The 24,453-nt window shown below is 71.4% G+C and carries 21 protein-coding genes; 13 read left to right on the forward strand and 8 right to left on the reverse strand.

Annotated features, from left to right (window positions below; translation table 11 throughout):
• Positions 1-16 precede the first annotated feature (16 nt).
• Positions 17-634, forward strand: coding sequence for a 5-formyltetrahydrofolate cyclo-ligase (locus ACWD01_RS13790; protein WP_451161321.1), 618 nt, complete (start codon positions 17-19; stop codon positions 632-634).
• Here the strand turns inward: ACWD01_RS13790 and ACWD01_RS13795 are convergent.
• A complete protein-coding gene (locus ACWD01_RS13795) occupies positions 600-3,398 on the reverse strand; it encodes a penicillin acylase family protein (protein WP_451161323.1) in 2,799 nt (932 codons plus the stop codon). The two genes, ACWD01_RS13790 and ACWD01_RS13795, sit on opposite strands and share 35 nt — an antisense overlap.
• Positions 3,399-3,615: 217 nt before the next feature.
• Between ACWD01_RS13795 and ACWD01_RS13800 the strand changes: the two genes are divergently transcribed.
• The 6 genes from ACWD01_RS13800 to ACWD01_RS13825 all read left to right on the forward strand — a co-directional run bounded on the left by ACWD01_RS13800 (position 3,616) and on the right by ACWD01_RS13825 (position 9,587).
• Positions 3,616-5,190, forward strand: a complete 1,575-nt coding sequence (locus ACWD01_RS13800; protein ID WP_451161520.1) for a potassium/proton antiporter — start codon at positions 3,616-3,618, stop codon at positions 5,188-5,190.
• A 282-nt stretch (positions 5,191-5,472) separates the two neighbouring features.
• Positions 5,473-6,744: an MFS transporter gene (locus ACWD01_RS13805; protein ID WP_451161325.1), complete on the forward strand. Its 1,272-nt coding sequence runs from the start codon at positions 5,473-5,475 to the stop codon at positions 6,742-6,744.
• A 67-nt stretch (positions 6,745-6,811) separates the two neighbouring features.
• Positions 6,812-7,129: an FmdB family zinc ribbon protein gene (locus ACWD01_RS13810; protein ID WP_451161327.1), complete on the forward strand. Its 318-nt coding sequence runs from the start codon at positions 6,812-6,814 to the stop codon at positions 7,127-7,129.
• A gap of 81 nt (positions 7,130-7,210) precedes the next feature.
• Positions 7,211-8,074, forward strand: coding sequence for an S-methyl-5'-thioadenosine phosphorylase (locus ACWD01_RS13815; RefSeq protein WP_451161329.1), 864 nt, complete (start codon positions 7,211-7,213; stop codon positions 8,072-8,074).
• A gap of 289 nt (positions 8,075-8,363) precedes the next feature.
• Positions 8,364-8,945, forward strand: coding sequence for an RcpC/CpaB family pilus assembly protein (locus tag ACWD01_RS13820; RefSeq protein WP_451161331.1), 582 nt, complete (start codon positions 8,364-8,366; stop codon positions 8,943-8,945).
• A 123-nt stretch (positions 8,946-9,068) separates the two neighbouring features.
• The gene (locus ACWD01_RS13825; RefSeq protein WP_451161333.1) at positions 9,069-9,587 is read left to right on the forward strand and encodes a large conductance mechanosensitive channel protein MscL; all 519 of its coding nucleotides are present in this window, start codon (positions 9,069-9,071) and stop codon (positions 9,585-9,587) included.
• 23 nt (positions 9,588-9,610) lie between these two features.
• On the opposite strand, the gene ACWD01_RS13830 is transcribed toward ACWD01_RS13825, so the two are convergent.
• Complete coding sequence (locus ACWD01_RS13830) at positions 9,611-9,817, reverse strand: hypothetical protein (protein WP_189886260.1); 207 nt, start codon at positions 9,815-9,817, stop codon at positions 9,611-9,613.
• 477 nt (positions 9,818-10,294) lie between these two features.
• Here ACWD01_RS13830 and ACWD01_RS13835 point away from each other — a divergent pair, with 477 nt between their 5' ends.
• Both ACWD01_RS13835 and ACWD01_RS13840 read left to right on the forward strand, forming a co-directional pair.
• Positions 10,295-11,347: a P1 family peptidase gene (locus ACWD01_RS13835; protein ID WP_451161522.1), complete on the forward strand. Its 1,053-nt coding sequence runs from the start codon at positions 10,295-10,297 to the stop codon at positions 11,345-11,347.
• A 144-nt stretch (positions 11,348-11,491) separates the two neighbouring features.
• Positions 11,492-12,292, forward strand: a complete 801-nt coding sequence (locus ACWD01_RS13840; protein ID WP_451161335.1) for a DUF6227 family protein — start codon at positions 11,492-11,494, stop codon at positions 12,290-12,292.
• 189 nt (positions 12,293-12,481) lie between these two features.
• Here ACWD01_RS13840 and ACWD01_RS13845 read toward each other — a convergent pair whose 3' ends face one another.
• Positions 12,482-14,116, reverse strand: coding sequence for an MFS transporter (locus ACWD01_RS13845; RefSeq protein WP_451161337.1), 1,635 nt, complete (start codon positions 14,114-14,116; stop codon positions 12,482-12,484).
• 62 nt (positions 14,117-14,178) lie between these two features.
• On the opposite strand from ACWD01_RS13845, the gene ACWD01_RS13850 reads away from it, so the two are divergent.
• Positions 14,179-15,138, forward strand: coding sequence for a helix-turn-helix transcriptional regulator (locus ACWD01_RS13850; RefSeq protein ID WP_451161524.1), 960 nt, complete (start codon positions 14,179-14,181; stop codon positions 15,136-15,138).
• A gap of 116 nt (positions 15,139-15,254) precedes the next feature.
• Here the strand turns inward: ACWD01_RS13850 and ACWD01_RS13855 are convergent, their stop codons facing one another.
• Positions 15,255-16,280, reverse strand: a complete 1,026-nt coding sequence (locus tag ACWD01_RS13855; RefSeq protein ID WP_451161339.1) for a sigma-70 family RNA polymerase sigma factor — start codon at positions 16,278-16,280, stop codon at positions 15,255-15,257.
• Positions 16,281-16,429: 149 nt separating this feature from the next.
• Here ACWD01_RS13855 and ACWD01_RS13860 point away from each other — a divergent pair, with 149 nt between their 5' ends.
• Positions 16,430-16,969, forward strand: coding sequence for an N-acetyltransferase family protein (locus tag ACWD01_RS13860; RefSeq protein WP_451161341.1), 540 nt, complete (start codon positions 16,430-16,432; stop codon positions 16,967-16,969).
• A gap of 101 nt (positions 16,970-17,070) precedes the next feature.
• Here the strand turns inward: ACWD01_RS13860 and ACWD01_RS13865 are convergent, their stop codons facing one another.
• Positions 17,071-17,853, reverse strand: coding sequence for a dioxygenase family protein (locus ACWD01_RS13865; RefSeq protein ID WP_451161343.1), 783 nt, complete (start codon positions 17,851-17,853; stop codon positions 17,071-17,073).
• A 129-nt stretch (positions 17,854-17,982) separates the two neighbouring features.
• Between ACWD01_RS13865 and ACWD01_RS13870 the strand changes: the two genes are divergently transcribed.
• The gene (locus tag ACWD01_RS13870; protein ID WP_451161345.1) at positions 17,983-18,498 is read left to right on the forward strand and encodes a MarR family winged helix-turn-helix transcriptional regulator; all 516 of its coding nucleotides are present in this window, start codon (positions 17,983-17,985) and stop codon (positions 18,496-18,498) included.
• Positions 18,499-18,686: 188 nt separating this feature from the next.
• On the opposite strand, the gene ACWD01_RS13875 is transcribed toward ACWD01_RS13870, so the two are convergent.
• Both ACWD01_RS13875 and ACWD01_RS13880 read right to left on the reverse strand, forming a co-directional pair.
• Positions 18,687-20,210 carry an MFS transporter gene (locus tag ACWD01_RS13875; RefSeq protein WP_451161347.1) on the reverse strand — a complete coding sequence of 508 codons (1,524 nt, stop codon included), beginning with the start codon at positions 20,208-20,210 and terminating at the stop codon, positions 18,687-18,689.
• A 215-nt stretch (positions 20,211-20,425) separates the two neighbouring features.
• On the reverse strand, positions 20,426-21,094 hold the full coding sequence (locus tag ACWD01_RS13880) for a TetR/AcrR family transcriptional regulator (protein ID WP_451161526.1): 669 nt from the start codon (positions 21,092-21,094) through the stop codon (positions 20,426-20,428).
• A 274-nt stretch (positions 21,095-21,368) separates the two neighbouring features.
• On the opposite strand from ACWD01_RS13880, the gene ACWD01_RS13885 reads away from it, so the two are divergent.
• The gene (locus ACWD01_RS13885; RefSeq protein WP_451161349.1) at positions 21,369-22,649 is read left to right on the forward strand and encodes a M6 family metalloprotease domain-containing protein; all 1,281 of its coding nucleotides are present in this window, start codon (positions 21,369-21,371) and stop codon (positions 22,647-22,649) included.
• Here ACWD01_RS13885 and ACWD01_RS13890 read toward each other — a convergent pair.
• Positions 22,622-24,343: a class I adenylate-forming enzyme family protein gene (locus ACWD01_RS13890; protein ID WP_451161351.1), complete on the reverse strand. Its 1,722-nt coding sequence runs from the start codon at positions 24,341-24,343 to the stop codon at positions 22,622-22,624. The two genes, ACWD01_RS13885 and ACWD01_RS13890, sit on opposite strands and share 28 nt — an antisense overlap.
• Positions 24,344-24,453: the final 110 nt, after the last annotated feature.

Raw genomic sequence — 24,453 nt, forward strand, 5'->3', positions numbered from 1 at the left:
TGTTTACGGATGGTCAATGAACGCCGACATGTCGGAAAAGAGTGAGCTTCGGGCCGAACTTCTGGGCGCTCGCAGGCTCTTGTCGGCACAAGACGTCCAGGAGACCGCCGCGGTTCTCGCGCGACACGCCCTGGGCCTGCCGGAACTGGCGGACGCCGGCACCGTCGCCGCCTATGTCTCGGTCGGGCGCGAGCCCGGCACGCGCGCGCTCCTCGACGCGCTGCGCGCCAGGGGCGTACGCGTTTTGCTGCCGGTGCTGCTGCCCGACAACGACCTCGACTGGGGGACGTACCGGGGTCCGGACCGCCTGAAGCCCGCCGGGCGCGGCCTGCTGGAGCCGGCCGGAGAGCGGCTCGGCCCGGACGCGGTCGTATCGGCGGACGCGGTGCTGCTGCCGGGCCTCGCGGTGGACGCCCGCGGTATGCGGCTCGGGCGCGGCGGCGGCTCGTACGACCGGGTCCTGGCGCGCCTGGCCGCCGCCGGGGCGCACCCGGCGCTGGTGGTGCTCCTCTACGCGAACGAGGTGGTCGCGCGGGTCCCGGTGGAACCGCACGACCACCCCGTGCACGCGGTGGTGACGCCGGACGGCGTCAGCCGGTTCACGGGACCGAGTAGCCCGGCGGGTGGAGAGTGAGCGTGTCGACGGCGTCGGCGGACACCGCGTTCGCGCTGTAGGCCCAGTCCAGCAGTTCGCCCTGCGCCCACTTGTCGGTCTGGTCGGTGTAGTGCGCGCTGAACGCGTGACCGGACGCGCCGGTGAGGTTGATCCACCGGGACTCGTCCCAGTCGCCGACGTTGACGACCATCCGCATCGAGGGAACCCACACGACCTCGTAGCCGCCGGCCGCGTTCCAACCGGTGGCGTTCACGGCCGCCTCGCCGCCGCCCAGGTTCCACGGGCCGCGGTTGAGCATGCGCTGCAGGAAGCCGGGGCCCTCGGTGCCCAGCGTCTGGTTCTTCAGCGTCAGCTGGTGCAGACGGCCCCAGCTCCAGCTGGAGGCGTCCTTGCCGAGCTTGGCGGTCAGCTCCCAGCGGGCGTCCACCATCGCGCGGCCGAGCAGCTCGTCACGCTGGTCGGTCGCCTCCTCCGTACGGGTGCGCGGCGACTGCCACCAGGCGTTGTCCTCGTCCTTCAGCAGCCGGCGCACCACCTCGAACCAGCGGTCGCCGCCGTCCGGCTGGGCCGAGTCCGCGTCGCGCTGGCCGCACTCGCGCACCCGCTCCTCGAGGTCGTCGTCCGGCGCGGTGCTGTCGGCGGGCCGGACGCTGAGGCACTCGCCCTCGACGCGCAGCTCCTTGGGGAGCTTGTTGCCGAACGCCAGCTTCAGGACGTTGCGCCACACGGCGTTGAAGTAGGCGGCGGCGCCGGAGTCCGGCTCCTGGGTGTAGTCCCAGCCCTCCAGCAGCTTCTGCGCCTCGCGGACGTACGGGTCGGAGATGTCGATCTTCAGCAGATAGGGCGTCAGCAGCTTCGCGATCTCGCTGCTGTTGTCCATCTGCATGGTGCGCATGTCTTCGGTCGAGATCTTGCCGCCGTCCTGGATCTTCGACTCGACCAGATCGTTGATGCGCTGGCTGCGGGCGCCGTAGCCGTAGTCCTTGGTGATCAGATACGGGTACTTCTCGGCGTCGATGACGGCCTGGTTGGCGGTGACGATGTAGCCGCGCTCCGGGTCGTACTCGTACGGCAGCTCGTCGAAGGGGATGTAGTTGGTCCACTTGTACGCCGGGTCCCAGCCGGGCGCGGGCATCGAGCCGTCGCCCTCGGCCCTGACCGGGATCCTGCCGGGCGCCTGGTAGCCGATGTGGCCCTCGGTGTCGGCGTAGATCAGGTTCTGCGAGGGCACCTCGAACTTCTGCGCGGCCTTGCGGAAGCTCTGGAAGTCGCTCGCCCGGTTGAGCTCGAAGACGGCGTCCATGGTGTTGCCCGGCTGGAGCGCGGTCCACTGGAGGGCGACGCCGTAGCCCGTGCCGCGGTCGGGCGCGGCGTTGGACACGGGGGCCTTCTCGCCGACCTTCTCCAGCTCGTCGCTGCGGTCGGAGACCAGGGGGCCGTGGCCGGTGGAGCGGACGGTGATCGTCTTGCTGGCGCCGCCGGCGACCTTGATGACCTCCGTCCGGGTCGTCAGCTGCTTCTCCTCGTCGCCGACCAGGTAGCTGTCGCCGGTGAGCTTCTCGAGGTAGAGGTCGGTGACGTCGGCGCCGAGGTTGGTGAAGCCCCAGGCGATGTCCTTGTTGTGGCCGATTATCACGCCCGGCGTGCCGGAGAAGGTGTAGCCCGCGACGTCGTACCGGCACTTCGGGGAGGTCTCCCGGCAGTGCAGACCCATCTGGTACCAGAGCGAGGGAAGCTGCGGCGCGAGGTGCGGGTCGTTGGCGAGCAGGGGCTTGCCGGTGGTCGTGTACTCGCCGGAGACCACCCAGGAGTTGGATCCGATGCCGTTGCCGCTGGGGCCGAGGAGCGCCGGGATGGCGTCGAGGGTGTCGGAGAGCGCGGACAGCTGCGAGTTCAGGCCGGAGGCGGCGTCCGCCGCGCTGCCGGTGCCCGTGCCGGTTCCGGTGCCGTCGCCACTGCCTGTGCCCGTATTCGCTCCGGTGGAGCCGTCGTCGAGGTCGGAGGGCTTGGCCGCCGGGTCGAACTTGCCGGTGGCCTTGCTGATGCCGCCTTCCTCCACGATCGGCTTGTTGCGGTCGAACGGATAGGCCGGGTAGAGGTCCTTGATCTGCTTCTCGCTCAGCCTGCTGGTCAGCAGGGAGCGGTCGATCTCGTCCTCCATGTTGCCGCGCAGGTCCCAGGCCATCGCCTTGAGCCAGGCCACCGAGTCGACCGGCGACCACGGCTCGGGCTTGTAGTTGTTGGTGAAGGCCAGCGCCGCGTACTCCACCGAGATCTCCTCGGCGGAGCGCCCCTCGAGGTACGCGTTGACACCCTCCGCGTAGGCCTTGAGGAACTTCTTCGTCTCGGCCGACAGTTTGGTGTCGTACTCCTGCTGCGCGACGCGGCGCCAGCCGAGCGTGCGGAGGAAGGCGTCCGTCTCGACCTGCTCGGAGCCGAACATCTCGGAGAGCCGGCCGGACGTCATGTGCCGGCGGACGTCCATCTCCCAGAAGCGGTCCTGCGCCTGGACGAATCCCTGAGCGCGGAACAGGTCCTCGTCGCTGTCGGCGTAGATCTGGGGGATGCCGTGGCCGTCCCGCTTGACCTCGACCTGACCGCTCAGCCCTTCGAGTTGGATCGAACCGGTGGTCTGCGGGAACGAGGCACGCACCGTACTGATGCTCCAGTACGCCCCGTATCCGACGCCCGCGACAAGCGCCAGCACCAGGACGAGCACGAGCAGTCGGGCGCGTCGCCCCTTCTTCTTCTTGGGGGAAGAGGCGGTTGTGTTGGCGGGCATCGCTGTCCTTCGAGGGGCAGGGTGGTCCTGGGAATGCTGAGGCAACTCTAGGCGCAGCATCCGACCGGCCCGGACGCGGTATCCACAAGGCACCCCGCACCCTCGGACAAACAGATCATCACACCGTCAAGGGCCCGTAAAAGATTAGGTAAGGTAACGAAGTGTCGCCTGCCGGTACGAAGATCCGGCCGCATGGCGCGAAGGGAAGGATCGGCCACTGACTGTCCACCAGCTCAACGAACTCCTGCTCGTCTGCTCGCTCGTCCTGCTCATCGCCGTGGCGGCCGTGCGCATCTCGTCGCGCAGCGGCCTGCCCAGCCTGCTGCTGTATCTCGGCATCGGGATCGCGATGGGCCAGGACGGGCTGCTCGACCTCCAGTTCGACGACGCCGAACTGACGCAGGTGATCGGCTACGCCGCGCTCGTGGTGATCCTTGCCGAAGGTGGACTCGGCACGAAGTGGAAAGAGATCCGGCCCGCGCTGCCCGCGGCCGCCGCCCTGGCGACCGTCGGCGTGGCGGTGAGCGTCGGAGTGACGGCGACCGCCGCCCACTATCTGGTGGGGCTCGGGTGGCAGCAGGCGCTGATCGTCGGCGCGGTCGTCTCTTCGACCGACGCCGCCGCGGTCTTCTCCGTACTGCGCAAGGTGCCGCTGCCGTCCCGGGTGACGGGAGCCCTCGAGGCCGAGTCCGGTTTCAACGACGCCCCCGTCGTCATCCTCGTGGTGGCCTTCTCCTCCACCGGACCGATCGAAGCCTGGTATCTGCTCGTCGGCGAGATCGCGCTGGAGCTGTCGATCGGCGCGATCGTCGGTCTGGCCATCGGCTGGCTCGGCGCCTACGGCCTGCGCCACGTGGCGCTGCCCGCCTCCGGTCTCTACCCCATCGCCGTCATGGCCATCGCCGTGATGGCGTACGCCGCCGGCGCCCTGGCGCACGGCAGCGGCTTCCTCGCCGTCTACCTCGCCTCGATGGTCCTCGGGAACGCCAGGCTGCCGCACTCCCCGGCCAACCGGGGCTTCGCCGAGGGGCTGGGCTGGATCGCCCAGATCGGCATGTTCGTCCTGCTCGGCCTGCTGGTCACACCGCACGAGCTGCTCCGGGACTTCTGGCCGGCCGTGGTGGTGGGACTGATACTGACCGCGGTCGCCCGCCCGGTCGGGGTGTTCATCAGCCTGGCGCCCTTCCGCATCCCCTGGCAGGAGCAGGTGCTGATGTCCTGGGCGGGCCTCCGCGGCGCCGTGCCCATCGTCTTCGCGACGATCCCCATGGTGTCCGGCGTCGAGGGCAACGACCGGATCTTCAACATCGTCTTCCTCCTGGTGGTCGTCTACACCCTGGTGCAGGGCCCGACGCTGCCCTGGCTGGCGAGGCGACTACGGCTCGGCGACTCGTCGGAGGCGGCCGACCTCGGCATCGAGTCCGCGCCTCTGGAGCGGCTGCGGGGGCATCTGCTGTCGGTCGCGATCCCCGAAGCGTCGCGGATGCACGGAGTGGAGGTCGCGGAGCTGCGCCTCCCGGCGGGATCCGCGGTCACGCTCGTCGTACGCGACGGCAAGAGCTTCGTGCCGCTGCCGACGACGGTGCTGCGCCACGGCGACGAACTCCTCGTGGTGGCGACCGACCCCGTAAGGGACGCGGCGGAGCGGCGGCTGCGCGCGGTCGGGCAGGGCGGCAAGCTGGCCGACTGGCTCGGCACGGGAGACAGGAGAGGCAGAGGAGCCACCGGGACCAGGGGAGGCAAGGGAAGTGCGGGAGGCGCGGGAGGCATCTGGCACCGCAGACACGGTTGACCCGTGGGAGACAGGGCTGAACCGCGGACTCCGGGACTGAATCACAGGAACAGGGCGTGTGATCCCTGTCATTTCCCAGGACAGGCCGGGAAAAATCCCTGTAGCATGAAGGCACACTGATCGACCAACTCTGCCTGACGCAGAGCTGGCGCGACCGTATGGCGGCCGCGGAGTTCCTCTGAGTGGACCCCGGCATCTACCGCAGTTCCGCGCAAGAGGACAGCTCTCGGCGGCTCCCGTACACCCAGGGGAGCGCTACCAGGCGGCAGAAAGGCAAGGACCGTGGAGTCCACGGTCTCTTCTGGCAAGCGCCCTGGTTACGGGCAGCTGCTCCGTACCGCAGGCGCATGGACGTTCCTGCTTCCCGGGTTCGCCGCACGCCAGCCCTTCGCCATGCTCACCATCAGCATCGTGCTGCTGGTGCAGCACACCACCGGCTCGTACGGCACCGCCGGCGCCGTGGCCGCTGTCACCGGCGTGTCCATGGCACTCTTCGCGCCGCAGAGCGGCAAGCTCGCCGACCGCTTCGGCCAGGGCGCCGTGCTGGTGCCCGGCGTACTGATCCACACGGCCTCCGGGGCCGCGCTGACCACGCTCGCTCTCACCGGCGCCCCTCTGTGGGCGCTGTTCGCGGCGGCCGTGCCGACCGGCGCCTCGGTCCCGCAGGTGGGCCCGATGGTGCGTGCGCGCTGGGCCTCACGGCTCCAGGGCTCGCCGCTGATGCCGACCGCCGCGGCCTTCGAGTCGGTGACGGACGAGTTCACCTTCGTGGTGGGCCCCGTCCTGGCCACCGCCCTGTGCACTGGCGTCCACCCGGCGGCCGGCCTGATCGCCGAGTCCGTGCTCACCCTCGCCGGCGGACTGCTGTTCGCGGCCCAGCGCCGCACCCAGCCCGCCCACGGCCTCTCCCTGGCCGACGCGCAGACGAAGCGCACGTCCGCGCTGTCCGTACCCGGCGTGCGGGTCCTGGCGGTCGCCTTCCTCGGGATCGGCTCCGTCTTCGGCGGCATGCAGGTGTCCCTGACGGCGTTCACCGAGGAGATCGGCCAGCCCGGCATGAACGGCGTGCTGTACGGGCTCTTCGCCGCCGGCAACATGCTCGCCGGTGTCGCCGTCGGCACCATCGCCTGGAAGACCGGACCGCGCCGCCGGCTGGTGCTGGGCTACGCGGGCCTCACCGCCGCCGCGTCCCTGCTGTGGACGACGGACTCCGTGGTGCTGCTCGGAGCGCTGGGCCTGGTCGTCGGGCTCTTCATCGCCCCCGCCCTGATCACGGGCTACACGCTCGTCGACTCGCTGGTGCCCGCCTCCGCCCGCACCGAGGCCTTCACCTGGCTGACCGGCGCGGTGGCCCTCGGTCAGGCGGCCGCCGTGACGGCGGCCGGACAGCTGGCCGACGGATACGGCGCGAGCGCCGGATTCGCCGTGCCGCTGATGGGCACCGCACTGGCGCTGACCACCCTGGTGGCACTCCGTTCCCACCTGACGCCGAAGGCTCCGGGACGGGTCGCGGCACGTGGGATCGGTCACCGAGTGCCGGTGACGGTGGACTGATCCAGCGGAATACGTCAGTATGGAGCGTCGTTAGCACTCATCGAGTGAGAGTGCCAGGAGGAAGACAGTGCCGACCTACCAGTACCAGTGCACCGAATGCGGCGAGGGCCTCGAGGCGGTGCAGAAGTTCACCGATGACGCCCTGACCGTGTGCCCCAGCTGTGAGGGACGCCTGAAGAAGGTGTTCTCCGCGGTCGGCATCGTCTTCAAGGGCTCCGGTTTCTACCGCAACGACAGCCGCGGCTCGTCGTCGAGCAGCGCACCCGCGTCCTCGTCGGCCACGAAGCCGTCGGAGTCCAAGACGTCGTCCTCGGCCTCCTCGTCGACGGCCTCCTCCTCGTCGTCGAGCACGTCGAGCACGAGCTCGTCCGGCTCCGCAGCCTGATTCCTACGTTCTGAGGACCCCGCCCCGGCAGCGACCACGGCGGGGTCCTCGGCGTGTTCGCGTGCGGATACTGTGTGCGCCATGGCGACCAATTCGAACGCAAGCGAAGCGGCCGGACCGGCGGAGATCGGCGTCATCGGCGGCTCCGGTTTCTACTCCTTCCTGGAGGATGTCACCGAGGTCCAGGTCGAGACCCCGTACGGCCCTCCCAGCGACTCGGTGTTCCTCGGTGACGTCGCGGGCAGGCGGGTCGCCTTCCTGCCGCGCCACGGGCGGGGGCACCATCTGCCGCCGCACCGCATCAACTACCGCGCCAACCTCTGGGCACTGAGGTCGGTCGGGGTCCGCCAGGTGCTCGGCCCCTGCGCGGTCGGCGGCCTGCGCCCCGAGTACGGGCCCGGCACGCTGCTCGTACCCGACCAGTTCGTCGACCGTACGAAGTCCCGCGCGCAGACGTACTTCGACGGCCTGCCGCTGCCGGACCGGACCGTCCCCAACGTGGTGCACGTGTCGCCGGCCGACCCGTACTGCCCGAGCGGGCGCAGGACCGTGCTCGAAGCGGCACGCGGGCGCGACTGGGAACCGGTCGACGGCGGAACGCTGGTGGTCGTCGAAGGCCCCCGCTTCTCGACCCGCGCCGAATCCCGGTGGCACGCGGCGATGGGCTGGTCGGTGGTCGGCATGACCGGGCACCCGGAGGCGATCCTCGCCCGTGAACTGGAGCTCTGCTACACGTCGATCACGCTGGTCACGGACCTCGACGCGGGCGCGGAAGCGGGCGAGGGCGTCTCGCACGAAGAGGTGCTGGAGGTGTTCGCGGCCAACGTCGACCGGCTGCGGACCGTGCTGTTCGACGCGGTGGCCGGGCTGCCGGCGACCGAGAAGCGCTCCTGCTCGTGCGGGGACGCGCTGGCGGGCATGGACCCGGGGATCCGGCTGCCGTAGGCGGGTCCTGCGCGGGGCCGCTTCTGCGCGGGGGCCGGGGGCGGGGGCTGGCCCGGACGAGGCGCTGGTCGGGTTCGGGCGGCGGCCGGGTGCGAGCAACTGGGGGCCGGGCCGGTCGGCGGCCGGGGCCGGGTTCCGGGGCGTGCGATCACCCTTGCCGGTGAGCGAGTTGTCCACATCCGGCGGCCTGTCCACAGGCCGCTGCAGGTCGGCGGCGGAACGTGGATCGTGAGCAGCGGTCGGTCACGGGCACCGGGCTCGGGCCACTCCGCACAAGGCGGTGCGCAACATGTCCTTTCTGCCTTCCTCCCCTGCCTCCTCCCCCTCTTCTTCTCCCACGCCCGAGCCCTTGGGCGTGCCGCCGTTCGCACCGCTGCGCGTCCGCGGCGGGGCACAACGGCTGCGGCGCGCGGTGTGGCGACAGCGGCGAACGATGGCCGCGGGTCTGGCGGTGACGGCCGCGGCACTGGCCGCGTCGACGGCCCGTGGGGCCGATACCCCGGGCGCGCCCGCGGGACAGGAGGCCAGGGGCGGGGCGGGCGCCGGTGCGCCTGCGGCCGCGGCTCCGACACGTGGCCACCGGCCCGCCTCCGCGCTGGTGTCCGCCCCTGTACGCATCGCTGACGCCGCCACGGTCCGGCTGCTGCGGCCCGGTGACCGCGTCGACGTCATCGCGGCTTCGGACTCGCCTGCGGGTGAGGACGCCGAGGCGAAGGTCGTGGCCTCCGGAGTGCGCGTGGCCGAAGTGCCGGGCGCGGGTGACGACCCCATGGAGAGCGGGGCGCTGGTCGTGCTCACGGTGCCCCGTGCCACGGCGACGGAACTGGCCGGCGCGGCGGCCAACTCCCGTCTGGCGGTAACGCTGTGCTGACGCGTGCTGATGTATTACCGGGCCCCCTGGGGGCGGGTACGGATTGGACAAGGTGGTCGGGCGCTGCCGTAAGTTGCGAAGCTGCCCCCCTCCCCAACAGCTTGTACGAAAAGAGGCTCATTCGTGAGCGAGAAGAAGCCGAGCGTGCTCGAGGGCTTCAAGGCCTTCCTGCTCCGCGGCAACGTGATCGACCTCGCGGTCGCGGTCGTCATCGGTGCCGCCTTCACCAACATCGTGAACGCGGTGGTGAAGGGCGTGATCAATCCGCTGGTCGGCGCGTTCGGCACCAAGGATCTGGACGCCTACGCCTCCTGCCTGAAGGCGCCCTGCAAGCCCGGCCCCGACGGCGAGATCCAGGGCATCCAGATCATGTGGGGGTCCGTGCTCGGCGCGACCCTCCAGTTCGTGATCACGGCCGCCGTCGTCTACTTCCTCATGGTGCTGCCCATGTCGAAGTACCTGGCCCGCCGGGTCGCCGCCCAGAAGGCGAAGGAGGGCGTGCAGGAGACGCTCGAGGTCACCGAGCTGGAGGTGCTGAAGGAGATCCGCGACACCCTGGTGGCACAGCGCGGCTCCGGCACTGCCGGCTCCGGGGGCGCGGCCGGCCCGTCGGGTACGCCGGGGGCCGACGAAGGCCGCTGACGCGGCCGGCGCTGCGTCAGCGCTCAGATGTGGTGGGGCGGCTTCTCGTCGAGGAAGCGCGCAAGATCGGCGGCACTGTCGCCGCTCGCGGGAGGCCGCTCACCCCACCCACGGTCCGTATCGTCCGCCGATTGCTGGTCCAGCGGATCGTCGAAGATCAGCCTCGGCTCGGGACGCTGCTGTCCGGGCTGCTTCGCGTCTCGCGGTCCGGGGGCGGGGGCGGTGCTCATACTTCCAGGATACGGCGAAGTACCGCCGCTTCCTCAAGGCCAGAGCCAGGCAACGCGGGGACCAATCCCCGGCCGCGCTCGCGGCCCGGCCGGCCCCGCCCGTGGCCCGACTGGTCCCGCCCGTGGCCCGACTGGTCCCGCCCGTGGCCCGACTGGTCCCGCCCGTGGCCCGACTGGTCCCGCCCGTGGCCCGACTGGTCCCGGTGTGGGGGCCTTTCACTGGCACAGGTGCCCTTCGCCGGCGCGACAACGCGGCGGGACACGGTCCGCGGCGCCGACAGGGCGGGCCGGCGGCGGTCCCTCGGACTGCCGGGTCGCCGGGCTACCGGACCGCAGCGCCTGTCAGCTCGCCCGGCGGGCCGCCGGGCGCCGCAGGACCAGGACCGTACGCCCAGGCAACGAGCCGGTCCGGCGCGGGACGGCCCCGGCCCGCCCCAGCAAGGAGCCCCTCCAATTAACCTGACGGGCATGGTCGTTATGGAGAGGGTCGACGGTCCGGCGGGCGGTCTCACGGACGTCGCGGGCCTGCGGGTCGGTCATGCGCAGGTCGCCGGGCCCGGTGCCCTCAGCGGCACCACGGTCGTCCTCGCGCCTGCGGGCGGAGCGGTCGCCGCTGTGGACGTCAGAGGCGGAGGTCCCGGCACCCGGGAGACGGACGCCTTGGACCCGCGCAACGTCGTCCAGCGCATCGAGGCGGTGGTGCTGACCGGTGGCAGCGCGTTCGGCCTCGATTCGGCCGCCGGCGTGATGGCCTGGCTGGAGGAGCAGGGCCGCGGCGTACGCGTCGGCCCCGACCCCTCGCAGGTCGTGCCGGTGGTGCCGGCCGCGTGCGTCTTCGACCTGGGGCGCGGCGGGAACTGGCAGGCGCGTCCGGACGCGTCGACGGGTCGCGCCGCCGTGGTCGCGGCGGCCGCCACCGACGAGGGCGCGCCGGTCGAGGAGGGCTCCGTCGGCGCCGGGACGGGCGCGGTGATCGGGCGGCTCAAGGGCGGGATCGGCACGGCGAGCACCGTCCTCGACTCCGGGATCACCGTCGCGGCGCTGGTCGTGGCCAACGCGGTGGGTTCGGCGGTCGATCCACGGAACGGCGTCCTCTACGGCGAGTTGGTCACCGAGGGCGTGGACCGCGCGGCGCTCCCGGCCTCGGCCGTGCACGCCGCGGCCCAGCTGCGGCTGGCGGAGGCGGGCGGGCAGTACGGGCCGCCGCCGCTGAACACGACGCTCGCCGTCGTCGCCACGGACGCCGATCTCACCCGCTCGCAGGCGCACAAGCTCGCGGGCACGGCGCACGACGGCATCGCGCGCGCCGTGCGGCCCGCGCACCTGCTCAACGACGGCGACACGGTGTTCGCGCTGGCCACGGGCTCGGTCGCACTGGACTCCGGCAGTCCGCTCGCGCTCAACGACGTGCTGGCCGCCGGCGCCGACGTGGTGACCCGGGCAATCGTGCGCGCCGTGACGTCGGCGGCGAGCGTCGACGGACCGGGTGGCAGCTTCCCTTCCTACACGGAGTTGTACGACATCGACTGACGTATCGGGCGCCCGAGTGGGGGGCGCGCGGGAACTTCTGCCGTGCGCCCCTTCGTTTTACCCAACCCAGAAGCACACTGTCAGACGGAAGCGCTACTTTTAGCAATCACCAAGTGACTTGTGGCGACGGCCTGGAGACCCCTCTTGAACGATCCCATCGAGCCGTACGGTCCGTACGATCCGTATGAGGCAACCGAGACGCACATCGAGCGACTCCTGGGTCGGGCGCTCAACTCCTTCGATCTGCCCGACTCGACGGTCGAGCGGCTCGATACCGCGCTGGCACACGCCAGTTCCCTGCACTCGTCACACCACAGCGCGTCGCTGCACCGTTCCACGTACCGCCATGCCTATCTGCTCGGTGACGGCAGTTCCCTCGTGCTGTGGGAGCTGGTGCACAACACCGGGCGCGACGGCACCGACCAGCACGAGCTGTACGCGGAGGAGTCCGAGGCGCGGCTGGCCGCGTCCCGGCTGCCCGCCGGTTTCCCCGGGTTCGCCGGGTCGGGGAGCACGCTCGGCCAGGAGCTCGGTATGGACCTGGACGACGAGCTGGACGACGAGCTGGAGCTGCTCGCCGCGCTGATGGCACCGCCCCCGGCCCCGCTGCCGCCGATGTACGTGCCCGACAACTCCGCAGACCACGCGCGCCGGCTGCTGCGCCGGGCGGAGAACGACGACCGGCCGGGCGAGGAGACGGCGCGTCTGCTGCGCGCCGCGTTCGCCCACCACATCACCCAGGTCTTCGGACGCCAGTTCCGCGTCGCCGGGAAGGACGCGGGCTTCACGCTCTACGAACACGCCTTCCTGCTGCTCGACGGCACGGAGCGGAGTCTGTGGGAGGTCGAGCACACGGCGACACCCGACGGCCGCCACATGTGCGAGGTGTACGAGGCGGAGCACGACGCCCGCGAGGCGATGGAGCTCCGCGCCCGGGTCCGGTAGCCCGTCCCGCCGCCCCGGACCGCGGGCCCACGTGCCCCGTAAGGCACAGGTCCCGTGGCGGGGCGGGCCGGTCGCAGGCCCGACCGGTGACCCGCCGCGACTGTCGACCCCGCGCACGACGGTGCCCGTGCCACGGCAAGTGGCACGGGCACGGGCACGGGGTATCGAGGGCACGGGGGCTAAGGACGTTCAGCGCGAAAGCGCCGACTCCGGCTCCGGTTCGGCGTCCCGCTTCCCGAGAGGCACCGCCGGGTCGCCGCCCCCGTCGCCGCCCTCACCGTCGCCCAGGACATCACTCTCGACGTGCTGCTTCGGCCGCGCCGGCAGGGCGAACATCACCAAGAAGATCACGACCAGCACCCCGACCACCCACCACAGGGAGCTCTCGAAGGCCTCCACGAAGGCCGGGCCCATGACGTCCGGCGACGCGGCCGCGTGCTCAGGGACCGGCCCGCCCCCCGACGCACTCCTCGCCGCTTCGGCCGACGCGTCGATCGAGCGGAAGAAGACGAGAGACACCAGACCGAGGCCGAGCGCCATGCCCATCTGCGCGGTCGTGTTGATGAGTCCGCTCGCGGAGCCGGCGTGCTCGCGCGGCACGTCGGAGAGGACGGCGTCGGTCAGCGGCGCCACGATGAGCCCCATGCCCACGCCCATCACGACCAGCGGCAGGGTCATCTGCCACGAGTGGATGGCCATGCCGTAGCGGTCGGCCTCCCATATGTAGATGACGAGACCGGCGGCCATCGTGGCCGCTCCGGCCTGCAGCACCTTGCGGCCGAACCGCGGCACCAGCAGCTGCACGGACATCCCGGCCGCCGCCGAGACGGCGACGGAGAACGGCACGCCGGTCAGCCCTGCCCGCAGCGGGGTCCAGCCGAGACCCCGCTGCATGTAGAGGGTCCAGACGAGGAAGAAGATGCCCATCACGACGCCGAAGGTGAGCTGTACGGCGATACCGGCGGCGAAGCTCTTGACCTTGAACAGCGACAGTTCGACCAGCGGCGAGCCGTCCTTGCGCGTCTTGTGCTTCTCGTACGCCACGAAGGCGGCGAAGACGAGCAGGCTGCCGGCCATGCACAGATGGCCCGAGAGCGGCCAGCCCAGCTCGCGGCCGCGGGTGAGCGGATAGATCAGCATCAGCAGGGCGGCCGTCACCATCACGACGCCGACGAGGTCGAGCCTCAGCGCCTTGGGCGCACGGGACTCGAGGATGAACTTCCGGCCGAGGATCAGCCCCGCGATGCCGACCGGCAGGTTGATGAGGAAGATCGGCCGCCACTCGAGGCCGAAGAGGTTCCACTGGGTCAGCAGCGCGCCGAGCAGCGGACCCGAGACCGCGCCGAGGCCGACGACGGCACCGAACAGCCCGAAGACCTTGCCCCGTTCGTGCGCCGGGAAGGTGACGTGGACGATCGACAGCACCTGCGGCACCATCAGCGCGGCGGTCGCGCCCTGCAGCAGCCGGGAGCCGACGAGCATCTCCGCGTTGACGGCGAATCCGCACAGCGCGGAGGCGAGCGTGAAGCCGGTGATGCCGACGAGGAACAGCCGCCTGCGGCCGTAGATGTCGCCCAGCCTGCCGCCCGTGATCAGACCGGCGGCGAACGCGAGCGCGTATCCGGCGGTGATCCACTGGATGGCGCCGAAGCCCGCGCCGAGGTCCTGCTGGATGCTGGGGATCGCAATGTTGACGATGGTGACGTCGACCAGGTCCATGAAGGCCGCGGTCATGACGATCGCCAGGGCGATCCAGCGCCGGCGGTCCGTCGCCGCCTCTGGTCCGGCTGCCGTTTCTGCCACGGCGGGCTGCTGTGAACTCATACGAGGAAACTAGGCAGCGTATAGGTCAGATCATGTCCTAGATGGCGGGCATCCTGAAGAACATGACGGACACTCCGGCACGACTTCTGAATCTGCTGTCGCTTCTCCAGACACCGCGGGAATGGCCCGGCAGCGAACTTGCCGAACGCCTCGAGGTCAGCCCCCGCACGATCCGGCGGGACATCGACCGGCTGCGGGACCTGGGCTATCCCGTGGAGGCGACCAAGGGCGCGGTCGGCGGGTACCGGCTGGTCGCGGGCGCGGCCATGCCGCCGCTGCTGCTGGACGACGAGGAGGCCGTGGCGATCGCGGTCGGCCTGCGGGCGGGGGCCGGGCACGCCATCGAAGGCATCGAGGAGGCGTCGGTACGGGCGCTGGCGAAGCTGGAGCAGGTGCTGCCGTCCCGCCTGAGGTACCGGGTGGCCACGCTGCAGGCGGCCACGCTCCCGCTCACCAGGGGCGACGGGGCAACGATCGATCCGAAGACGCTGACGGTCATCGCGGGGTCGGTGACGGCACGCGAACGGCTCCGCTTCGCCTACCGGGCGGGCGACGGCGCCGAGTCACGGCGCCAGGTGGAGCCGTACCGGTTGGTGTCGACCGGGCGGCGGTGGTACCTCGTCGCGTACGACCTCGGGCGCGAGGACTGGCGCACCTTCCGGGTGGACCGGGTGGCGGAGCCGTTCGCGACGGGCGCCCGGTTCACACCGCGAGAAGCGCCGGTCGGGGACGCGGCGGAGCTGCTGAGCCACTCGACCTCGCGCCAGCAGCAGGAACACGACGTCGATGTGAGTTTCGGGGCGCCGGCGTCGTTCGTGGCGGCACGGCTGCCGGAGCACCTGGGCGCACCGGCCCCGACGGGTGAGGAGAGCTGCCGGCTGCGGACACGGTCGGCGGACTCGGTGGAGTGGCTGGCGCTGCGGCTGGCACTGGTCGACTGCGAGCTGACCGTCCATGGGCCCGCACCGCTGCGCGCCTACATGACGGACCTGGCGACCCGACTCGCCCGCGCCACGGCCTGACCCGGTCCGCGAGGGACAACGAGTCACGCCACGACGGCCACCCCCGGCGCGCCCCGCACCGCGGTCTCGGCCGGAGGCGGACCCCCGGCCGAGCCGACCGGGCGCAGCCCCGCGGGCTACGCGGCCGGCTCGAAGCCCGTGTCGCGGGCCATCCGCTTGAGCTCGAGCAGCGCGTGCTTCTCGATCTGGCGGATCCGCTCGCGCGTCAGGCCGTGCTCCTTGCCGACCTCGGTCAGCGTCCGCTCCCGGCCGTCCTCGATCCCGTACCGCATACGGATGATCGAGGCGGTGCGGTTGTCGAGCTTGCCTATCAGGTCGCCGAGCTCCTCGCTGCGCAGCAGGGTGAGCACGGACTGCTCCGGGGAAACGGCCGAGGTGTCCTCCAGCAGGTCACCGAACTGGGTCTCGCCCGCGTCGTCCACGGCCATGTTGAGGCTGACCGGGTCCCGGGCCCAGTCGAGGACGTCTATGACGCGCTCCGGGTTCGAGCCCAGCTCCTTGGCGATCTCCGAGGGCTCGGGATCCCGGCCGTTCTCCCGGTTGAACTCGCGCTGGACGCGGCGGATGCGGCCGAGCTCCTCCACCAGGTGGACGGGGAGCCGGATGGTGCGGGACTGGTCTGCTATGGAGCGGGTGATCGCCTGGCGGATCCACCACGTCGCATACGTGGAGAACTTGAATCCCTTGGCGTAGTCGAACTTCTCGACCGCGCGGACCAGGCCTGCGTTCCCTTCCTGGATCAGATCGAGCAGCGGCAGTCCGCTGCGCGGATAGCGCCGGGCGACAGCCACGACGAGCCGCAGATTCGAGCGGATGAAGATGTCCTTGGCGCGCTCGGCCGCTTCGGCCAGCGCCTCCAGCTCCTCCCGCGTGGCACCGCCCGCCTCGCTCTCCCCCGCCGCGGCAGCGGCTGATGTCACGTTCCCCTCGAGGATCTGGCGGGCGTACACACCTGCCTCGATGGTCTGGGACAGCTCGACTTCCTTGGCGGCGTCGAGCAGCGGCGTGCGCGCGATCTCGTCGAGGTACATGCCGACCAGGTCGCGGTCGGCGATCTCCCCGCCCACGGCGCGAACGCTGCTTGCCCTGTCGGTCGCCCCACCGGAGTCGGACTGACGACGGGCGACGGCACGGGTTGCCATGCGAGCTCCCTTACTGAGTAGGTCGCGACACCCTCCCGGGTGCCCTGCATCCGAAGGAAACAACGACTGGAATCCGGACAGAATTCCCATCGGGTGCATCGAATTCCGCGATCATGCAGTACCCTGTGCCGCCACCCAGAGAGGGAACGATGCCGCCGGAACACGCGGAAGTGCAGGTCAGGGCGGGCACCGACGCCGACCTCGAAGCGCTTACGGACATCTACAACCACTATGTCCGCGAGACCCCCATCACCTTCGACACCACGGTCTTCACCCCAGAGCAGCGCCGCCCATGGCTGCACTCTCACCCTGAAGACGGCCCGCACCGGCTTCTGGTTGCTCAGGATGTCCGTTTTGTCGACAGTAATCCGCCGGCCGGCCTCCTCGGATACGCCACCAGCAGCCCCTTCCGCCCCAAGCCGGCCTACTCGACCTCCGTCGAGGTCAGTGTCTACTGCACCCCCGAGGCCGCCGGGCGCGGCATCGGCACGCTTCTTTACGAGGCGCTCTTCAAGGCGCTGGGGACCGAGGACGTGCACCGGGCCTACGCGGGCGTCGCCCTGCCGAACGAGCCCTCGGTCCGTCTGCACAGCCGCTTCGGCTTCCGGCACGTCGGCACGTACGAGCAGGTGGGCCGCAAGTTCGGCCGGTACTGGGACGTGGCCTGGTTCGAGAAGCGCCTGGACTGAGCCGCCCGGCCGGCCCTGCGCACCCCGCGCCGCCCGGACCGACCCGGCTCGTCCCACGCCACTCGGCCCGACCCGGCCCACCCCACACAACCCCGGTGGGCTCAGCCGAACTGCACCGACCGCTTCGCCAGCCCCATCCAGAAGCCGTCGATGACGCTGCGGCCGGTCCCGACCTCCGCCTCCGACGCGCCCAGGGTGACGAACAGTGGCGCGAAGTGCTCGGTACGCGGGTGGGCGAGCCTGCCTGCCGGAGCCTTGTTCTCGAAGTCGAGCAGCGCGTCCACATCGGCGGCCGCCAGTGCGCGCTGCCCCCAGTCGTCGAACTCGGCCGACCAGCCGGGCGTACCGCCGTGCCGCAGCGCCGCGAGGTTGTGGGTGAAGAAGCCGCTGCCGACGATCAGCACGCCCTCGTCCCTGAGCGGGGCGAGACGTCGTCCGATCTCGAGCAGCTTCTGCGGGTCGAGCGTGGGCATGGAGATCTGCAGCACGGGGATGTCGGCGTCCGGGTACATCTCGACCAGCGGCACATACGCGCCGTGGTCGAGACCCCGGTCCGGGATGTCCTGCACCGGCATACCGGCGCGACGCAGCAGTTTGCGCACCGAGTCGGCCAGTGCGGGGGCGCCGGGGGCGTCGTACCGGACGCGGTAGTAGTGCTCGGGGAAGCCCCAGAAGTCGTACACCAGCGGCATGGTCCGGGTCGCGCCGAGCGCGAGGGGCGCCTCCTCCCAGTGGGCGGAGACCATCAGGATCGCCTTCGGCCGGGGCAGCGAGCCGGACCAGTCGGCCAGCTCCGCCGGCCAGACGGGGTCGTCGGCCAGGGGCGGGGCGCCGTGGGAGAGATAGAGGGCGGGCATACGCGGGGCGGTGGGGGTGGCGTTCATGACGGTCGGCTCCCGGTCTGCTGAACCTGGTCTGCTGCGCTGAGCGAATATTGCTTGAAGTTTCAAGCTCAGAATAACCCTAACCCCATTTAGTTCAAGTTTCAAGGAGGGGGGTCGTAGAGTGGATACATGAATAGGGCACTCAATGGTGAGGGCGGTCCCGGACCACGCTGGCTGAGTGACGAGGAGCAGCGCGTCTGGCGCGCGTACCTCCATGCCACCACCCTCCTGGAGGACCACCTCGACCGCCAGCTGCAGCGCGACGCGGGCATGCCGCACATCTACTACGGCCTGCTGGTGCAGCTCGCGCAGGCCCCGCGCCGCCGTAAGCGGATGACCGAGCTGGCCATCGACGCCAAGATCACCCGCTCCCGCCTCTCGCACGCGATCGCCCGGCTCGAGAAGAACGGCTGGGTGCGCCGCGAGGACTGCCCCTCCGACAAGCGCGGGCAGAACGCCGTACTGACGGACGAGGGCTTCGGCGTCCTGGAGCGGACTGCTCCGGGCCATGTCGAAGCCGTCCGGCAGGTGATGTTCGACCTGCTGACCCCGGAGCAGGTCGCGCAACTCGGCGAGATCATGCGGGTCATGGCGGAGGGCCTGCAGCCCCAGGACACCGGCGCGGACCTCCCCTGGCTCAGATGACCCCGCAGCCGGACCCCGCCCCGCCGCAGTAAGCGCCCCACGGCACGAAAGGGCCCGCCCGGGCCGCCAAAAGGGCCCGCAGTCGCGAAAGGGCCCCGCCCGGGTGCAGAACCTGCACCCGGGCGGGGCCCTTTCTCATGCGCGTACGACCTGCCGCTCCGGCGGCTGCGCTGCCGCCGGCCGACCGCTCAGTGCGCGATGACAGGGATCTTGACCTCGTCCTGCGCGCCGGCGTCCTTGCCCGGGCCGGCCGCGACCGGGCCGGACTGCGGGCGGCCGGTGTTGATGAGCGTGAACGCGATCGCCGCGGCGGCCGCCAGGATGCCGACGGCCCACCAGATGGCCGACGAGAAGCCGTGCACCATGCCCTGGAGTTCGAGCAGCTTCGGGTCGGTCGCCCCGGCGGCGTGCGCGGCGACGTACGAGGTCGTGGCGGAGGCCGCGATGGTGTTCAGCAGCGCCGTGCCGATCGCGCCGCCCACCTGCTGCGAGGTGTTGACCATCGCGGAGGCGACACCGGCGTCGGCCGGGTCCACGCCGTGCGTGGCCAGCGACATCGCCGGCATGAACGCCGTACCCATGCCCAGGCCCAGCATCAGCTGCGCCGGCAGGATCAGACCGAGGTAGGAGCTGTCGATCTCCAGCTGGGTCAGCAGCAGCATGCCGAGCGCCGCGAGCACGAAACCGGGGCCCATCAGCAGACGCGGTGCCATGCGGGTCATCAGCCGGGCGCCGATCTGGGTGGAGCCCGTGATCATGCCCACGATCATCGGCAGGAAGGCGAAGCCCGTCATGACGGGCGAGTAGCCCTTCACGACCTGCAGATAGAACGTCAGGAAGAGGAAGAGCCCGAACATCGCGATGATGGCGAGGCCCAGCGAGAGGTAGACACCGCCGCGGTTGCGCTCGGTCAGGACGCGCAGCGGCAGCAGCGGCGACTTCACCTTCGCCTCGGTGACGACGAACGCGGTGAGCAGCACCGCGGAGGTGATGAACATGCCCACGGTCAGACTGTCGGACCAGCCGGCGGACTCGGCGCGGGTGAAGCCGTAGACGAGCGCCACCAGACCGAGGGTGGAGAGCACCACACCGGGGATGTCGAGCGAGGAGCGGTTGCGCGAGCCCTCCGGCTCGCGGATCACCAGGTACGCGCCGACGGCGGCGACGATCGCGAACGGGATGTTGACGTAGAAGGTCCAGCGCCAGTTCAGGTACTCGGTGAGGACGCCGCCGAGGATCAGGCCCACGGCGCCACCGCCACCGGCGATCGCACCGTAGATGCCGAAGGCCTTGGCGCGCTCCCTGGCGTCGGTGAACATCACGGCGAGCAGCGACAGCGCGGCGGGCGCGAGCAGTGCGCCGAAGGCGCCCTGCAGGGCGCGGGCACCGAGCATCATCGCCTCGCCGGTGGCGGCGCCACCGAGCGCGGAGGCCGCTGCGAAGCCGAGCAGGCCGACGACGAAGGTCCGCTTACGGCCCCACAGGTCGGCGATGCGGCCGCCGAAGAGCAGCAGTCCACCGAAGGCGAGGGCGTAGGCGGTGATGACCCATTGCCGGTTGGCGTCGGAGATACCCAGGTCCTGCTGGGCGGTGGGGAGCGCGATGTTCACGATCGTCGCGTCGAGCACCACCATCAGCTGGGCGAGGGCGATGAAGACCAGGGCTTTCCAGCGGCTCGGGTCGGGGAGTGGGATGTCGGCTGTTCTGGGCATGGGTCTGGCCACCTAATCGGTACGGGAGATCACGCGGTACGAGAAGTCACGCGGTACGGCAGGTCACGCGGTCCGCGGTGAAGGGTTCTGAGCGTCAAGCGCCTTACGCGTTACGGGTTTTGAGCAGCAAAGGTGCTGCGCGGGTTGCGCACGCCAAGGGCTCGAGCGCTGTCGTGAAGAGAGGACCCGGGGAGAGCGCCGGCTCCGTCACGGCGTCACTGAGTGGTCCGTAGGTCCTCCAGAGTCGCTGCGGTGCCCGGCAGTTCGGAGCGCGCCGGCGCCTCGATCCCGTCCAGGAGCAGCTGCAGATGACGGTGGACGAACCGGTCCATGTTCGGACAGGCGGTGCCCGGCAGCGGCCGGGTGAGCTGGGAGAGCGCGATCATCAGGTCGCCCACGGCGACATCGGTGCGCATCCTGCCCGCCGACTGCGCCGCCTCGACCAGGCCGCGCACGGCGTCCTCGAGGTGCTCGCGTCCGGCGTGGAGGTCGGAGTGGTCGTGGTCGAAGGCGCCGGAGAGCATCGGGCACAGGGCGCCGATCCGTTCGTCGGCCGCCTGGTGGACGAAGCGCCGCAGCGCGGCGAAGGGGTCGGCCTCCTCGGCCGCCGCCCGGTCCGCCTGTTCCGTGGTGCGGGACATGACGCTGAGGACGACCTCGCGGACGAGGGTCGCCCGGTCCGGGAAGTGCCGGTAGAGCGTGGCGTTGCCGACGCCGGCGCGGCGGGCGATCTCGTCGAGCGGGACCTCCGGCCCGAACTCGACGAACATCTCGCGCGCGGCCGACACGATCCGCTCGCGGTTGCGCAGGGCGTCGGCCCGGGGGCGCGGCGTGCGGCGCGTCCCGGCGGCGGCGCTCGCGGCGTCACACCCGGCGGTGCCCACGCCTCCGTACTCGGCCGTGCTCACGGCTCCACACCCTTTCGGCACTCGGCCCCAAGCGGGGACACCTTCCCCGTTTCGCGGGACACCGGTGCAAACGGGGAAGGTGTCCCCGGTTATTTCCGCCACACGGTGAGACCTGGGACACATATGCGTCCCGCCGGAAAAACCCCACGATCGGACCACCCGGCGCGCGTCCTCCCGGCGCCCGACCCAGGCTGATCGAACAGAGCGCAGCCAGGGTCCGGCCTGCTGCCGGGGACCGGAAGGCGATCGCATGGAGCAGGCTCGTCACCGGATACGCGGACGGGGCAGGCTCGGCGTACTCGCCGCCTCCGGCGCCCTCGCCCTCGCCGCCCTGACCACGGCCAGCTCGACGGTCCCCGTCCCCGACCGGGTCTCGGCCGGGCCGAGCGCCGCCCCGGACTCGGCGAGCCTCGGGCCCTGCCGGATCCCGACCGCCGTCGGCGTCCAGATGTCCGAGGGCCTGCCCACCCCGGGCGGCTACGTCCGCTCCACCGGCGTGGTCCACGCCCTCAACCTGATGATCGACTTCCCGGACGCCGAAGGCAGCGGCTCCGCCCTCGACCGGCTCGCGGAGTTCTTCCCGCAGACCGAGAAGTGGTTCGCGACCAGCTCGTACGGCCGCCTCAGCTACCGGCCGCACGCCCCCGTGAACGACTGGCTGCGGATGCCGAAGCCGTTCGCCGCCTACGGGATAGAGCGCGGCTCACCGTACGAACCGGGGTACCGCCACCTGGTCGAGGATCTGGTCGCGGTCGCCGACCCGAAGGTGGACTTCGACGCGTACGACCTCGTCAACGTCCTGGTCACCCCCAACGCGGGCCCGTCCGCGCTGGACACCGTGCTGTCGGTGACGTTCTCCGGCAACGAGCAGGCGCCGGTCGCCGACGGGGTGCCGCTCGCCAACACGTCCTTCGTCTACAGCCGCCAGGACGACGGCTCCGGTTCGTACGCGGAGACCGGCTACCGCGTCCTGCCGCACGAGAACGGCCATGTCTTCGGTCTGCCCGACCTCTACACCGCCGACGGCGGCGGCGCGGTCGGCCACTGGGACATCATGTCCGAGGACTGGGGGGCCAACAACGACCTGCTCGGCTGGCACAAGTGGAAGCTCGGCTGGCTCGACAACAGCCAGGTCAACTGTGTCGCGGCCCCCGGCACCAGCGAGTACGCGCTCACCCCGCTCGCCACCCGCGGCGGCTCCAAGATCGCGGTCGTGCCGCTGACCGAGAACACCGGCTACGCGGCGGAGGTGCGCACCCGGGCAGGCAACGACGACCACGTGTGCGAGCCCGGCGTCCTCATCTACCGGGTGAAGTCCGACGTCGACACCGGACAGGGCCCGGTGACGGTCTCCGACAGCGACGACGACAGCGGCGGCTGCACCCGGCAGCCCAACGTCCACGCGGAACTGTCCGACGCCCCCTACCGGCCGGGCCAGTCCTTCACCGACCGCGAGAACGGCGTCCGCATCTCCGTCGTCGACGAGGAGGAGGAGGACGGCGGCTACCGGATACGGGTCACCCGCTCCTGAGGAATCACCCGCTCCTGAGGAGCGCCGAGCGGGCCGAGCGATTCCCGAAGGACCCGCTTGAGGATCTTGCCCGTCGGATTGCGCGGCACCGGCTCGTCCCGCACCACCACATGGGCGGGCACCTTGAAGGCGGCGAGCACCCCGCGGACGTGCTCCCGCAGCCCGTCCGCGGTGACCGTGGCACCGGGCCGCAGCTGCACGACCGCCGCGACCTCCTCGCCGAGCACCGGATGCGGCACGCCCAGCACCGCGGCGTCGGCGACGTCGGGGTGGTCGTGCAGCACGGCCTCGACCTCCACGCAGTACACGTTCTCCCCGCCGCGGATCACCATGTCCTTGATCCGGTCGACGATGCTCACCCGGCCGTCGCGCAGCGTGGCGAGGTCCCCGGTCCTGAACCAGCCGTCCCGGAAGGCCGCCGCCGTGGCCGCCTCGTCGCGCCAGTAGCCGCGCATCAGACCCTGGCCGCGCAGCCACAGTTCCCCGACCTCGCCCTCGGGCAGCGCCTCCCCTTCCGGCCCGGCGATCCGCACCTCGACGGCGGGCGCGGGACGGCCGACGCCGGCCGGGTGCTCGCGGCAGGCGTCCCCGAAGTTCGCCATGACACCGCCGCTGGTCTCGGTCAGCCCGTAGCCGTTGCGCGGCTCGATCCGGTGTCCGTAGGCCGCCGTGAGCCGGGCGACGAGGCCGGGCGGGGCGGCGGCGCCGCCGGTGCTCAGGTTGGTCAGCGTCTCCAGCCCCGCCCCGGTCCGCCCGGCCGCCTCCACGAGCTGGAGCGCGGTCGTCGGCACACCCGAGTAGTGCGTGACCCGGTGCCGCTCGATGAGGGCGAGCGCCGCCTCGGCGTCCCACTTGCGCATCAGGACGAGCGTGCCGCCGACGGCCATCGTGGAGTACAGCGTGGTGAACGCCGCCACATGGAAGAACGGGAACGTCATCAGCGTGACCGGCGCGGGCCCCTGCCCGGGCAGCACGCCACGTGCCAGTGCCGCCGCGGCCGCGTGGTAGCGGGGGTGCTGGGCCGCGCCGGCCTGGGCGAGCTGCGTGGCGACGGCGCCCTTGGGCCGGCCGGTGGTACCCGACGTGTAGATGATCGTGGCATCCGCCTCCGCCGCGACGTCGACGGCGGGCGGCGCGGCGAGCGGGTCCGCGGCGCCGAAGTCCTCGTACCGCTCGACGCCGTCCGGCACGTCCCCGCCGTGCTCCTCGTGGTGGAAGACGACGGTGCGCGCGCCGTGCGCCGCGGCCCACCGCTCCACCCGGGGCAGCCGCTCACCGTCGACCAGCAGGACGCGCGGCGTGCAGTCGTCCAGCGCGTACGTCAGCTCGTCCTCGGTCCACCAGGCGTTGAGCGGCACCGCCACGAGCCCGGCCAACTGGGCCGCCCAGAAGGCGATCTGCCACTCCGGGTGGTTGCGCATCGCGACGGCCGCCCGGTCCCCCGGCCGCAGCCCGTACGTGTCGGTGAACCGGCACGCGAGCGCGGACGCGGCGGCGAAGAACTCGCCGTACGTGTACGTCCCGCTCTCCGCCACGAGGAACGGCCGCTCCCCGTACGCCCAGGTCGTCTCGACGAACTCCCGCAGTGTGCGCGGCCCGTTCGCGTACTGCAGCGTCCCGTCCTCGCCGCGTACGACGGCGAAGGGGGCGCCCGGCGCGGTGAGGGCGGCTTCGGGGTACGCGGCGTGCGGCACGGTCGGCCCTCCAGGCGCTTTGCTCGATCCGCCGCGACGCTATGCCGCCCCCAGAACCCCGTCAAGGCCCCGCCGACCTGCGGGAACCGCCATGTCCGGGCCGGCGGCCG

It is taken from the genome of Streptomyces sp. NPDC002835 (genome assembly GCF_053591995.1).

Coding starts and splice junctions, on each gene's coding strand:
- ACWD01_RS13790 (WP_451161321.1), top strand. CDS start 17: ATGAACGCCGACATGTCGGAAAAGAGTGAGCTTCGGGCCGAACTTCTG.
- ACWD01_RS13795 (WP_451161323.1), bottom strand. CDS start 3,398: ATGCCCGCCAACACAACCGCCTCTTCCCCCAAGAAGAAGAAGGGGCGA.
- ACWD01_RS13815 (WP_451161329.1), top strand. CDS start 7,211: ATGGCGACCAATTCGAACGCAAGCGAAGCGGCCGGACCGGCGGAGATC.
- ACWD01_RS13820 (WP_451161331.1), top strand. CDS start 8,364: ATGTCCTTTCTGCCTTCCTCCCCTGCCTCCTCCCCCTCTTCTTCTCCC.
- ACWD01_RS13830 (WP_189886260.1), bottom strand. CDS start 9,817: ATGAGCACCGCCCCCGCCCCCGGACCGCGAGACGCGAAGCAGCCCGGA.
- ACWD01_RS13835 (WP_451161522.1), top strand. CDS start 10,295: ATGGAGAGGGTCGACGGTCCGGCGGGCGGTCTCACGGACGTCGCGGGC.
- ACWD01_RS13845 (WP_451161337.1), bottom strand. CDS start 14,116: ATGAGTTCACAGCAGCCCGCCGTGGCAGAAACGGCAGCCGGACCAGAG.
- ACWD01_RS13850 (WP_451161524.1), top strand. CDS start 14,179: ATGACGGACACTCCGGCACGACTTCTGAATCTGCTGTCGCTTCTCCAG.
- ACWD01_RS13855 (WP_451161339.1), bottom strand. CDS start 16,280: ATGGCAACCCGTGCCGTCGCCCGTCGTCAGTCCGACTCCGGTGGGGCG.
- ACWD01_RS13860 (WP_451161341.1), top strand. CDS start 16,430: ATGCCGCCGGAACACGCGGAAGTGCAGGTCAGGGCGGGCACCGACGCC.
- ACWD01_RS13865 (WP_451161343.1), bottom strand. CDS start 17,853: ATGAACGCCACCCCCACCGCCCCGCGTATGCCCGCCCTCTATCTCTCC.
- ACWD01_RS13870 (WP_451161345.1), top strand. CDS start 17,983: ATGAATAGGGCACTCAATGGTGAGGGCGGTCCCGGACCACGCTGGCTG.
- ACWD01_RS13875 (WP_451161347.1), bottom strand. CDS start 20,210: ATGCCCAGAACAGCCGACATCCCACTCCCCGACCCGAGCCGCTGGAAA.
- ACWD01_RS13885 (WP_451161349.1), top strand. CDS start 21,369: ATGGAGCAGGCTCGTCACCGGATACGCGGACGGGGCAGGCTCGGCGTA.